Raw genomic sequence first — 12,231 nt, 5'->3', positions numbered from 1 at the left:
CGTGCCCACCACCCCCGACGCCACGCACCCGCCCGTGCCCACCACCCCCGACCGGGAAGCCCCGATCGACGCGCCGGCCCTGGTCCGCCGGATCTGGGCGGACATCCTGGACATACCCGAGGCCGACATCGGCCCCGACGACACGTTCCTGTCGCTGGGCGGCGACTCGATCCTCGCCGTGCGTACCGCGGCCCTGGTGCGTCGCCGGGCGGGAGCCGCACTGGCGCTGTCGGACGTGCGGGTGGATCACACGCTCGCGGAGTTCGCCGGCGCCGTCGCCGCGCGGGCACACCCCTCGGGTACCTCGATCCTCCCGGACCTGGAGGTGACACCGCGGCCGGACCCGCTCGCGGCCTTCCCGCTGCTGCCGTTGCAGCAGGGCTACTTCGTCGGCCAGCAGGACGCCTGGGAGTTGTCCTACGCGTCCGCCCACCACTACCTCGATTTCGCGCTGCACGACGTGGACGCGGACGAGGCGCCCGAGGCGCTGCGCGACGCCCTGCAACGGCTGACCGGCCATCAACCCATGTTGCGCGCCCGGATCACCGCCGACGGCCGACAACACATCCTCGACCCCGACGACCCGGATGCGATCGTGGCACCGACCGTGTACGACTGGCGCGACGCGAACCAGGCCGAAGCCCGCGCGCGGGTCGACGAGTTGCGCGAGCGCATGCGCCACCGCGGCCCCGATCCGCAGACCGGGCCCGGCATCGACGTGCGGTTGAGCCTGCTGCCGGGCGGGCGGGCCCGGATACACTCGGCGACCAGCCTGCTCCTGATCGACGGCTGGTCCTCGGGGCTGTTCTACCGGGACCTGCTGGCCTTCGCCGCCGACTGGAACGCCGTACCGGCGCCGCTGGACGTGGACTTCGGCGACTACGCGACCGCGCTGGCCGCCCTGCCGACGACCCCGAGGTGGATCGCCGACCGCGACTGGTGGTGGGCACGGTTGCCGCAGTTGCCGGCACCCCCCGCGCTGCCGCTGGTGGTGGAACCGGACGCGGTGGCCGAACCGGTGATGACCGGCCGCGAGTTGCGCCTGTCGCCGTCCCGTTGGCGATCCCTCCAGGAGTTGTGCCGCGCGCACGGGGTGACCCCGTCGTCCGCTACGCTGGCCGCCTACACCGTGGCCCTCGCCCGGATGGCCGGCCATCGGCGTTTCCTGGTGGGCAGCCTGCAACTGGGTCGGCTGCCGCTGCACCCCGACGTACACCGGATGATCGGGGCCTTCTCCACCACCGTTCCGCTCGCGATCGAACTCGACGAGCGCACCACGCTCGCCGAGGCCGCCCGGTCGACGGGCGAGCACCTGGGCCGGGCACTCGCCCACAATCTGGTGTCCGGGGTCGAGATCGGCCGCGAACTGGCCCGCAGGCGCGGCACCACCCGCCCGGTGGCACCGGTGGTGTTCCAGAGCACGCTCGGTGTCGACGCCGCGATGGGCAGCGCGGTCCCCGAGGACGCCGGTCCGCTGGGCACGGTGGACCTGGGGGACCACCATCAGGAACTGCGAACCCCGCAGGTCGCGCTGGAGGCCCGCCTGTACGAGGCCCGCGACGAACTGGTGATCGCGATGTCCGCCGTCGAGGAACTCTTCGACCCCGCCGAGCTGGACGCGCTCTTCGCCCATTTCACCGGCCTGGTCGCGGCCCTCGCCGAGCCCGAGGGCTGGCGGGTCGAACACACCCTGCCGCAACCGCTCGACCCCGTCGAGGACCCGGCCGCGCCACGCCTGCACGCGCACGCGCGGGTGGTGCCGCGGGCGGCCGGCGGCGCCCCACGCGACGACCTCGAACAGGCCGTCACGCACGCCTGGCGCACGGTGCTGGGGCTGCCCGAGCACGAGGCGATCGACCGGGCGGCGGACTTTTTCGCCATGGGCGGCGACTCGTTGCTGGCCGTACGCATGCTCGCCACGCTCGCCCGCACCGGCGTGGGCCGGGTGGCGCCCCGCGCCTTCCTGACCGCGCCGACCGTGGCAGCGCTCGCGGAGGCGATCCGCCGGGATGCGCCGGCCCGAGCCTGACGCCCACGCGCACCCGGGCCGGGCGGAAGCGTTCCGCCCGGCCCGGGTGCGGGTGACGCCGACCGACCGGCTACAGGCCGGCGTCCGCCCGGAACAGTTCCTGGTCGGCCCACACCGCGGCGCGCGCACCGTCCGCCGCGCCGGTCACCACGAACGTCAGCGGATCCGGCAGCGCCTCCAGCCGGGCCATGTCGCCCGCGGCGAAGACGCCTGCCACGGAGGTGCGTTGGAACTCGTCCACCCGCACACATCCGTCCGGGAGATGCACGCAGCCCAGGCGCGCGGCGAGCGCGGAGTGCTGGCGGATCCGGGTGCGATGGAAGATCGCCCCCCGAGTCAGCGCCGGGCCGGCCGCGAACTCCAGTGTCAGGGAGCCGGGTTCGCCGGATATCGAGGTCACCTCCTCGTCCCGCACGGCGACGTCGGCCTTGGCGAGCAGCGCCCGCTGTTCGTCGGTGGGCATCGACCCGTGCGTGGCCAGGACCACGTCGTGGCTGAAGCGGTCGGCCACGTACAGGGCCAACATCACCGAGGCCGGGTCCGAACCGACGACGGCGAGTGCCCGATCGCGGGTCTCGAAGCCGTGGCAGAACGGGCAATGGAAGACCCCGCGGCCGAACCGCTCGGCCAGACCGGGGATTTCGACCGGGACATCGACCTGTCCGGTGGCCAGGATCAGCTTGCGCGTGCGCTCGATCCGCCCGTCGGCAAGGACCAGTTCGAAGCCGGCGTCCAGCGCACGGGCGTCGCTCACTTCGCCCGCCCGCACCTCGACCGTGGCATACGCGGCCAGGTCGGCCCGGGCCGCCGCGCGCAGGGCGGTGGGGGAGACGCCGTCCCGACCGAGCAACATGTGGACCTCGGGGGAGGGGGCGTTGCGGGGTCGGCCGCTGTCGATCAGCAGCGCGCGTCGACGCTGCCGCCCCGAGACCAGCGCCGCGTTCAGCCCGGCCGGCCCGGCCCCGACCACGACGACGTCGAACGACCCGCCCCCGTCGGCCTCCTCGCGCGCTTCGGGTGCCGTGCTCGTCTCGCTCATGTGTGGATCCTTCGTCTCGTCGGGGGGCCGGGCGGAAGATCGCCCGGCCCCTGGACACCACACCCTATAGCTCATGATAATCATTTCCATTAATCGATCGTCTTCCGACCGATCGCCTTCCTCCGGAGAGACAGCCGTGACCGATCCCTACGCCGTGACCGCCGACTACTACCACCTGATGTCCGAGCCCTACTGGCGGCAGTTGCGCCCGGTCCTGACCGACGCCCTGCGCGAGGTGGACCCCGCGGCGGGCCCGGTCCTGGACATCGGCGCGGGCACGGGCCTGTCCACCGCGGTCGTGGCCGACGCACTGCCCGCCGCGCGCATCCTCGCGCTCGAACCCTCCGCCGCGATGTGCGCCGCGCTGCACACCCGCACACAGCGGGATCCGGCGCTGCGGGCACGCGTGACGATCCACGCCGCGACGCTCGCCGACGCCGAACCCCTGCTGCCGCCGGCCCTGTCCGCCGTCGTGGCCACCGCCGTCCTGCATCACTTCGACGCCGACGAACGTCGTCTGCTCACCCGCGTGTTGGCCGAGCGACTGGCCCCGGGGGCACCCGCGTTCGTCGAGGTGCAGGAGCCGCCCGAGCCCTGCCACGTCCCGCCGACCCGCTATCACACCGGCACCGTGGGCGACCTGGCGTACGAGGGGTGGATGCGCGCCGAGCCGGGCGGCGCGGGCACGATGGACTGGACGATGACCTACCGCACCACCCGGGCCGGACACGTGCTGGACGAGCGCTCGGCGTGCTTCAGGATGCACCCGATCCCGCTCGCGCGGATCGAATCCGAGGCCGCCGAAGCCGGCCTCGTCACCCGCCGCCTGGGCTGCGGTCTGCTGGAACTGCGCAGCGCCGGCGGCGGGCCGAGGTGAGCGGTCAGGGCTAGGCGCCCACGTACGCCGCGAGGTGCTCGCCGGTGAGGGTGGTGCGGTCGGCGACGAGGTCGGCCGGCGTGCCCTCGAAGACGATCCGGCCGCCGTCGTGACCGGCGCCCGGGCCGAGGTCGATGATCCAGTCGGCGTGCGCCATCACCGCCTGATGGTGCTCGATCACGACGACCGACTTGCCGGAGTCGACCAGCCGGTCCAACAGGCCGAGCAACTGCTCGACATCGGCGAGGTGCAGTCCGGTGGTCGGCTCGTCCAGGACGTAGACGCCGCCCTTCTCGGCCATGTGCGTGGCCAGCTTGAGCCGCTGCCGCTCGCCGCCGGACAGCGTGCTGAGCGGTTGCCCCAGGGACAGGTAGCCGAGCCCGACATCGGCGAGCCGTACCAGGATCGCGTGCGCGGCCGGCGTGCGCGCCTCCCCGGCGCCGAAGAACTGCTCGGCCTCGGTCACCGACATCGCGAGCACCTCGCTGATGTCGCGACCGCTGAAGTGATACTCCAGCACCGACGCCTCGAACCGCTTGCCCTCGCACTCCTCGCACACGCTCGCGACGCCGGCCATCATCGCCAGGTCGGTGAAGACGACGCCGACGCCGTTGCAGGTCGGGCAGGCGCCCTCGGAGTTGGCGCTGAACAGGGCCGGCTTCACGCCGTTGGCCTTGGCGAACGCCTTGCGGATCGGGTCGAGCAGACCGGTGTACGTCGCCGGGTTGCTGCGCCGCGACCCGCGGATCGCCCCCTGGTCGACGGACACCACTCCCACGCCGGCGGCCTGCGAGTCGGTGATCAGCGACCCGTTGATCAGCGAACTCTTGCCGGACCCGGCGACGCCGGTGACCACCACCAGCACCCCCAGCGGCACGTCCACGTCCACGTCGCGCAGGTTGTGCGTGCTCGCGCCGCGGAGCTCCAGCGCGCCGGTGGGCGTGCGGACCTTCTCCTTGAGCACGGCCCGGTCGTCGAAGTGCCGGCCGGTGACGGTGCCGCCGGTGCGCAGCGCCTCGACGGTGCCCTGGAAGCAGATGGTGCCGCCCCCCGTCCCGGCGCCGGGGCCGAGATCGATCACGTGGTCGGCGATCGCGATCGTCTCCGGCTTGTGCTCCACCACGAGCACCGTGTTGCCCTTGTCCCGCAGCCGCAGCAGCAGGCCGTTCATCCGCTGGATGTCGTGCGGGTGCAGCCCGATGGTGGGTTCGTCGAAGACGTAGGTGGTGTCGGTCAGCGACGAGCCGAGGTGGCGGATCATCTTGACCCGCTGCGCCTCGCCGCCGGACAACGTGCCCGCGGGCCGGTCCAGCGAGAGGTAGCCGAGCCCGATCTCCACGAACGAGTCCAGGGTCTGCCGCAGCGACTCCAGCAGCGGCGCCACCGACGGCGCGTCGAGTTCGCGGATCCAGGCGGCCAGGTCGCTGATCTGCATCAGGCACGCGTCGGCGATGCTGATCCCGGCGATCCTGGAGGACCTGGCCCCCTCGCTCAGCCGGGTGCCCTCGCACTCGGGGCAGACGGTGAACGTCATCGCCCGCTCCACGAACGCGCGGATGTGCGGCTGCAACGCGTCGACGTCCTTGGCCAGCATCGACTTGCGGATCTTGGGGATCAACCCCTCGTACGTCAGGTTGATCCCGTCGACCTTGATCTTGGTCGGCTCCTTGTGCAGGAGGTCGTGCAGTTCCTTCTTGGTGAACTTGCGGATCGGCTTGTCCGGATCGAAGAAGCCGCAGCCGCCGAAGATCCGGCCGTACCAGCCGTCCATGCTGTAGCCGGGGACGGTGAGCGCACCCTCGTTGAGCGACTTGGAGTCGTCGTAGAGCTGGGTCAGGTCGATGTCGGAGACGGTGCCTCGGCCCTCGCAGCGCGGACACATGCCGCCGGTGCGGTTGAAGGTCGCCTTCACCGCCTTCTTGTTGCCGCGCTCGACGGTGATGGCACCGCTCGCGCGGACCGAGGGCACGTTGAAGGCGTACGCGCTGGGCGGGCCGATGTGCGGTGCGCCGAGTCGGCTGAACAGGATGCGCAACATCGCGTTGGCGTCGGTGGCGGTGCCGACGGTGGAGCGCGGGTCGGCGCCCAGGCGCTGCTGGTCGACCAGGATCGCGGTGGTCAGCCCTTCGAGGACGTCCACCTCCGGCCGGGCCAGGGTCGGCATGAAGCCCTGGACGAAGGCGCTGTACGTCTCGTTGATCAGCCGCTGCGACTCCGCGGCGATGGTGCCGAACACCAGGGAGCTCTTGCCCGAGCCGGAGACGCCGGTGAACACCGTCAGCCGACGCTTGGGGATCTCGACGCTGACGTCCTTGAGGTTGTTCACCCGCGCGCCGTGCACCCGGATCAGGTCGTGGCTGTCGGCAACGTGCGACGCAGGCGACTGCGAGTCCGTCCTCTTGGCCTTGCTCATCGTGACTCCATCCGTTCGGGCGGATCCGCTCTCGCGGCCTCCGCCGGCGTCGCCCGGCTCCGTGCAATCGGTTTCGGACCGCACTCCCCGGTGGGGTGCGGTCCGTGCCCTCACGCTAGCGGCGGCCCGGTGGCCCGCGCTTCTCGATTCATGATCGATTTCCCCGCGGTTGCCCGGCGTCCTGCCTGGTGGGGCGAGAACGTGTAGTCGTTTGCGGCGATGTGCGAGATTTTGCGATCCCGACTTGGACACGAGGGGCCCGGCGGACGAGTTAACGGGTGAGAGGCCCTCGGGCCTCGTGGACCGCCGGGGACACCCATTCGGTGCCCGGAGGGGTCCGTGCCGGACTTCACGGAAGGAACCGTGCCTTGAACCAAATCTTCGGCCCCGAGGCCGGACAACTGTGGCTGGTCATAGGCGTGTTGATCGTCGTCGTGCGCGCGCCGCTCGGTGCCCTGATACGCGGCCCGGTGGTCCCCGAGCCGAACCACCGCTGCGGTCCCGGATATCACCGCACGTGCCTCGCGCGCGGCAAGGGCGGCGGACGATGACCGAACCCCGACACCCGGAGCAGGCCCGGGCCCAGGCCGTGGACGTGGATCTGGTGGACCTCCTGCCCAACGACTTCGTGGCCTTCTGCCACAGCCACCAGGCGACCCTGACCCGCTTCGCCTACGACCACCTCGGCTCCCGCCCCGAGGCCGAGGACCTGGTCGCCGACGTCCTGCTCACCCTGTACCAGTGCTGGGACGACGTCCTGCGCGAGCCCGCCCCGCCGGTCAAGCGGGCCTTCCGGATGCTCACCGACGCCCTGGAGGACCGCCGGCTGCGCCGCGACCTGGTGCGGGACGGCCTCGATCGGCTGCGCCCGGCCCCCGGCGGTCCGGTGCTGGACGCGCCGGCGGACTTCGTCCGGTTCTGTCGCGAGCACCAGCAGACGCTGACCGACCACGCCTGGAAGAACCTCGGCTGCCCGCACGACGCGGACGAGGCGGTCGCCGACGTCCTGCTCGCGCTGTCCAGGCGCTGGAGCGAGATCGTCCGGCACCCGGGTCCACCCCTCGCGCTCGCCTACGAGATCCTGCGCCGGCGGGTCGTGGACATCCGTCGCCGGCGCGGGCGCAGCCCCGAGGTGCCGATCGACTTCACCGCACCCGGCGCGCCCGACGTCGCCTCCACCACCGCAAGCGATCCGGCCGCCCTGGTCCCGCACCTGGACACCCTCGATCGCACCATCGCCGCGATGCCCGCCAAACGGGCCACCTGCGCCCGCCTGCACCTGGTGATGCAACTGCCGCTCCAGGACGTCGCCGACTACCTGGGCGTGACCATCTCCACCGTTCGCAGCCACGTGCACGCCGCCCGCAAACAACTGGCCAACGCCCTCGGCCGAGCCGAACACCACGCATCGGCCGAGGCCACCCCACCGACCCCAACGCACCCCCGGGAACCGAACGCATGAACCACCTCACCCCGCTCGACCACGCCCTCCAGGAACGCCGACGCGCGATGGACGCGGCCTTCGCCGACTACGACCCGGCCGGCGCCATCCGGCGGCTGGCCGACCGCATCGTCCAGGAGGAACTCCTGGCCACCCTGGTCCGTCCCACCACCATCGGCCCGCCGCGCGGGCCCGGGTTCGCCGACGCCCACGCCGCCCAGAACGCCGCCGCCGCCGAACTCGAGCACTGCTGCCAGGCCGTCGTCGCCCGCCCGACCACCGGCCCGCGACTGGGCGACTTCGTACAAAAGCGGCTGCCCGCAGGGGCGTTGGTGTTCGGTTGTCTGCTCTACCTCACCGGCCGGCCCGCGCCCGCCGCGTTCTGGTGGCGCTATGCGGCCGGCGCCGACAACGTCGAGGCCATGCGGTTGCTGACGCTGCATCACCGGGTCGAGGGCGAACCCGCGGACGCCCACCACTGGGCCGGCCGACTGCACGCGACCACCACGGCGCCGGCCCCGGCCGAGGTCGAGGGCTCCGGCGATCCGCAGGCGTACGTCGCCCGGGTGGAACCGGGCATCGAGGAGGTGGACGACCCCGACCTGGGCGAGATCTGCCGCCCGAACGCCTGCTTCCCCCGCCTGCTCGCCGCCGCCGGTCACACCGCCTGACCGCCTCTTCGCGCAGTACCGGACCACACCCCGTTTCCGCTCCGACAGCACCCCTCCCGCCGACGTGGCGGGTGGCTCCCGGTCCCGCCGGGCGCCGCCCGCCACGTCGATCCCGCGCCCGCCCATCGTCAGGAAGGTGGATCCGCCGTGACCCGCACCCACCCGGCTCCCGCTCGTCCGCAACTGTCGACGCGATCGCACGGACGCCATCTCGTGCTCACCCCGCGCGGCGAACTCGACGTCGCCACCGTCCCGTTGTTCACCCGCGCCCTGGACGCCCTGACCGGGATCGAGGGTGCGCACGTGATCGTCGATCTGGGCGAGGTCGGCTTCCTCGGCGCCCGGGCCATCTCCGCCCTCGCCCGCGGACGCGACCGGGCCGCCGCCCGGAACGGCGCGATGCACCTGTACCGGGTCGACGCGTTCGTCCGCCACATCCTGCAACTACCGGGAATGCGAGCCGACTTCACGATCCTCGAAGCCCTTCCCGACACCGACGAGGGCGGCCCCTGCCCGATCCGGGGGTGACCGCCGCGCGCCGGGGCGATCAGTCGTCCAGCAGGATGCCGGCACCGACGGTCTCATCGGTGGCCTCGTCGATCAGGATGAAGCTGCCGGTGGTGCGATTGCGCCGGTACGGGTCGTGCAGCAGCGGGGCGGTGGTGCGCAGCGTGACCCGACCGATCTCGTTGAGCGCGAGGGCCGTCGCGCCGAGGTCGCGGTGTCCGGTGTTGATGTCGAGGCGGTAGTGCAGTGCGGTGATCTCGGCTCGCGCGGTGCGGGTCGTGTGCTTGACCAGGTAACCGGCTCCCGGGCGCAGTTCGCCGTGTTCGGTGAGCAGGCACACCATCGCCTGGAGGTCCCGGCCGGCGCTCGGGCGGTTGTGCGGGCGGCAGATCATGTCGCCGCGCGAGACGTCGAGGTCGTCGGTCAGCCGGATGCTCACCGACATCGGCGGGAACGCCTCGGCCACCGGGCCGTCGGGCCCGTCGATCGCCGCGATGCGGGTGGTGAACCCGGAGGGCAGCACCGCCACTTCGTCTCCGGGGCGCAACACGCCGCCGGCCACGGTGCCCGCGTAGCCGCGGTAGTCGCGGTGCACGTCCTCGCGCGGTCGCAGTACGTACTGCACCGGGAAGCGCACGTCGACCAGGTTGCGGTCGGAGGCGACGTGCACCTCCTCCAGGTGGTGCAACAGCGCGGCGCCCTCGTACCAGGGCATCCGCGGGCTGCGGGTGACCACGTTGTCGCCGTGCAGCGCGGACATCGGGACGAACGTGAGGTCCGGGATCTCCAACCGGGTGGCGAACTCGGTGAACTCGGCGCGGATGGCCTCGAAGACGGCCCGGTCGTAGTCGACCAGGTCCATCTTGTTGACGCACAACACCAGGTGCGGGATGCGCAGCAGCGACGCGAGGAAGGCGTGCCGGCGGGACTGTTCGAGCAGTCCCTTGCGCGCGTCGACCAGCACCATCGCGAGGTCGGCGGTGGAGGCGCCGGTGACCATGTTGCGGGTGTACTGGATGTGGCCCGGGGTGTCGGCGACGATGAACTTGCGTCCGGGCGTGGCGAAGTAGCGGTAGGCGACGTCGATGGTGATGCCCTGTTCGCGTTCCGCGCGCAGGCCGTCGGTGAGCAGCGACAGATCCGGCGAGGAGTTGCCGCGGCGGCGGGAGGTGTCCTCGACGGAGGCCAGTTGGTCCTCGAAGACGGCCTTGGAGTCGTAGAGCAGGCGGCCGATCAGGGTGGACTTGCCGTCGTCGACGGAGCCCGCGGTGGCGATCCGCAGCAGTTCGGTGGTGCTCATCCCTAGAAGTACCCTTCGCGTTTGCGGTCTTCCATGCCGGCCTCGGAGATGCGGTCGTCGGCGCGGGTGGCGCCGCGCTCGGTGATCCGGGTGGCGGCGATCTCGGCGGCCACCTCGTGCGCGTTCGCCGCGGTGGAGCGGACCGCGCCGGTGCCGGTGGCGTCGCCGATGGTGCGAAAGCGCACGGTCTCCTCGAACGGCTTCTCGCCGGCGAGCGGCGGCGTGACGTCGGTGACGCCGAGCAACATGCCGTCGCGTTCGACGACCGTGCGGCGGTGGGCGTAGTACAGCGACGGCAGTTCGATGCCCTGCGCGGCGATGTACTGCCAGATGTCCAGCTCGGTCCAGTTCGACAGCGGGAACACGCGGATGTGTTCGCCGCGGCGGTGCCGGCCGTTGTACAGGCTCCACAACTCGGGCCGCTGGTTCTTCGGGTCCCACTGGCCGAACTCGTCGCGGAAGCTGAACACGCGCTCCTTGGCGCGGGCCTTCTCCTCGTCGCGCCGCGCGCCGCCGAAGACGGCGTCGAAGCGGTGTTCGTCGATGGCGTCGAGCAGCGTGGTGGTCTGGAGGCGGTTGCGGGACGCGCGCGGTCCGCTCTCCTCGACCACCCGGCCGGCGTCGATGGACGCCTGCACGGAGGCGACGACCAGCCGCACGCCGGCCTCGGCGGCACGATGGTCGCGGAAGGCGACGACCTCGGGGAAGTTGTGGCCGGTGTCGATGTGCATGATCGGCAGCGGCGGCGGACAGGGCGCGAAGGCCCTGATGGCCAGGTGCAGCATGACGATCGAGTCCTTGCCGCCGGAGAACAGCAGGACGGGGTTCTCGAACTCGGCGGCCACCTCTCGGATGATGTGGATGCCCTCGGACTCCAGGGCTTTCAGGTGGGTGAGCCGATGACTCACGGCGGACTCCGATCTCTCGCAAGCGAGACGCCACGCCCCTCGAAGAGCTGACGGGCTGTCAGCTCAGCGAAGTTAACCGCCAATCAACTGCCTTCACAAGAAGCTAACTTGATTGGCATGGCGTCATCACGCACTGCAACGGTCGAAGGTCGCGCGAATACCCCCCACCTCGATTCGGGCGAATTCCGGCGCGAGTCCTAGGCGCAGGACGGGCACAGGCCCCGGTAGGTGACCTCGGCCTCGGAAACGGTGAAGCCGAACCGCTGGTCCGACGGGAGGTTGCCGAGCGGATTGCCGGTCGGGTGCACGTCGCGCACCGTGCCGCAGGACGAGCACACCAGGTGCTGGTGCGGGTGGTGGGCGTTGGGGTCGTAGCGCTTGGCCCGACCGTCGGTGGAGACCTCCTTGACCTCGCCGAGCGAGACCAGCTCGCCCAGGGCGTTGTAGACGGTGGCTCGGGAGATCTCGGGCAGTCGCTGCGCCGCGCGGGCGTGTACCTCGTCGGCCGTCAGATGTACGTGGTCGCCGTCGAGGACCTCCGCAACGACACGCCGCTGCGAGGTCATCCGCCAACCGCGCTCGCGCAGCCGCTCCAGCAGGTCGCTCATGTCGGTTCACCTATTCAGGCTCAGTGGGATGCCAAAGTTTACCGGTGGACGTCCGGATTCCGGTTGAGTACGGGATTGGCGGGCATCTTGACTTGGACTCTGTCCATCGTAGGATCGGTTCCGGCGGTAGCCAAGGGGCAGAGAAGACCCCACTACGGCAGGAGATCCAGACGTGACGGCACCCCCGTCGAGAAGCCGCGCGGTACCGGCCTGCCCATGACGGCCACCCGCGTCGCGCTGCTCCGGAGCGTTCCGGAGGGTGACCACCTCGGCGTCGAGGCGATCGCCTCCCGGGCGTGCGACGGGTATGTGGCGACCGTGATCGCATTCGCCCTCGGGCCGCCGCGCCCGAGACCTGCACCGGGCGGACCGGATTTCGCCGCCCCCATCGCTCCACCGCCGGTAATTCCCCAGCACCGTGACCCGCAGTTCCAACGC

General features: G+C 71.6%; 11 protein-coding genes. 6 read left to right on the top strand and 5 right to left on the bottom strand.

The genetic code is table 11. From position 1 onward, the window contains the following. The first annotated feature begins 1 nt into the window (after window position 1). The gene (locus tag ABZ374_RS16590; protein WP_360311452.1) at window positions 2-2,029 is read left to right on the top strand and encodes a condensation domain-containing protein; all 2,028 of its coding nucleotides are present in this window, start codon (window positions 2-4) and stop codon (window positions 2,027-2,029) included. A gap of 70 nt (window positions 2,030-2,099) precedes the next feature. On the opposite strand, the gene ABZ374_RS16585 is transcribed toward ABZ374_RS16590, so the two are convergent. Next, window positions 2,100-3,068, bottom strand: a complete 969-nt coding sequence (locus ABZ374_RS16585) for an NAD(P)/FAD-dependent oxidoreductase (RefSeq protein WP_360311450.1) — start codon at window positions 3,066-3,068, stop codon at window positions 2,100-2,102. 136 nt (window positions 3,069-3,204) lie between these two features. Between ABZ374_RS16585 and ABZ374_RS16580 the strand changes: the two genes are divergently transcribed. Then, window positions 3,205-3,945 carry a class I SAM-dependent methyltransferase gene (locus ABZ374_RS16580; RefSeq protein WP_360311448.1) on the top strand — a complete coding sequence of 247 codons (741 nt, stop codon included), beginning with the start codon at window positions 3,205-3,207 and terminating at the stop codon, window positions 3,943-3,945. A 10-nt stretch (window positions 3,946-3,955) separates the two neighbouring features. Here ABZ374_RS16580 and ABZ374_RS16575 read toward each other — a convergent pair whose 3' ends face one another. Continuing rightward, the gene (locus ABZ374_RS16575) at window positions 3,956-6,358 is read right to left on the bottom strand and encodes an excinuclease ABC subunit UvrA (RefSeq protein ID WP_360311446.1); all 2,403 of its coding nucleotides are present in this window, start codon (window positions 6,356-6,358) and stop codon (window positions 3,956-3,958) included. A 368-nt stretch (window positions 6,359-6,726) separates the two neighbouring features. Here ABZ374_RS16575 and ABZ374_RS16570 point away from each other — a divergent pair, with 368 nt between their 5' ends. From ABZ374_RS16570 to ABZ374_RS16555, 4 genes are all read left to right on the top strand, one after another. Continuing rightward, window positions 6,727-6,909 carry a hypothetical protein gene (locus ABZ374_RS16570; RefSeq protein WP_360311444.1) on the top strand — a complete coding sequence of 61 codons (183 nt, stop codon included), beginning with the start codon at window positions 6,727-6,729 and terminating at the stop codon, window positions 6,907-6,909. After that, on the top strand, window positions 6,906-7,820 hold the full coding sequence (locus ABZ374_RS16565; RefSeq protein WP_360311442.1) for a sigma factor: 915 nt from the start codon (window positions 6,906-6,908) through the stop codon (window positions 7,818-7,820). Before ABZ374_RS16570 ends, ABZ374_RS16565 begins: the two co-directional genes overlap by 4 nt. Next, the gene (locus ABZ374_RS16560; RefSeq protein WP_360311440.1) at window positions 7,817-8,470 is read left to right on the top strand and encodes a hypothetical protein; all 654 of its coding nucleotides are present in this window, start codon (window positions 7,817-7,819) and stop codon (window positions 8,468-8,470) included. The genes ABZ374_RS16565 and ABZ374_RS16560 overlap by 4 nt, the downstream gene beginning before the upstream one ends. Before the next feature lie 147 nt (window positions 8,471-8,617). Continuing rightward, window positions 8,618-8,998, top strand: a complete 381-nt coding sequence (locus tag ABZ374_RS16555; RefSeq protein ID WP_360311438.1) for an STAS domain-containing protein — start codon at window positions 8,618-8,620, stop codon at window positions 8,996-8,998. Window positions 8,999-9,017: 19 nt separating this feature from the next. Here the strand turns inward: ABZ374_RS16555 and ABZ374_RS16550 are convergent, their stop codons facing one another. The 3 genes from ABZ374_RS16550 to ABZ374_RS16540 form a co-directional block, all read right to left on the bottom strand. Beyond that, a complete protein-coding gene (locus ABZ374_RS16550) occupies window positions 9,018-10,277 on the bottom strand; it encodes a GTP-binding protein (protein ID WP_360311436.1) in 1,260 nt (419 codons plus the stop codon). Between the two features lie 2 nt (window positions 10,278-10,279). After that, complete coding sequence (gene cysD, locus ABZ374_RS16545) at window positions 10,280-11,185, bottom strand: sulfate adenylyltransferase subunit CysD (protein WP_360311434.1); 906 nt, start codon at window positions 11,183-11,185, stop codon at window positions 10,280-10,282. A gap of 197 nt (window positions 11,186-11,382) precedes the next feature. Beyond that, complete coding sequence (locus tag ABZ374_RS16540; protein WP_360311432.1) at window positions 11,383-11,793, bottom strand: Fur family transcriptional regulator; 411 nt, start codon at window positions 11,791-11,793, stop codon at window positions 11,383-11,385. Window positions 11,794-12,231 lie beyond the last annotated feature (438 nt).

Source organism: Embleya sp. NPDC005971, assembly GCF_040629175.1.
GTDB lineage: Bacteria > Actinomycetota > Actinomycetes > Streptomycetales > Streptomycetaceae > Embleya.
This window is presented reverse-complemented; position numbering and strand designations above follow the sequence as displayed.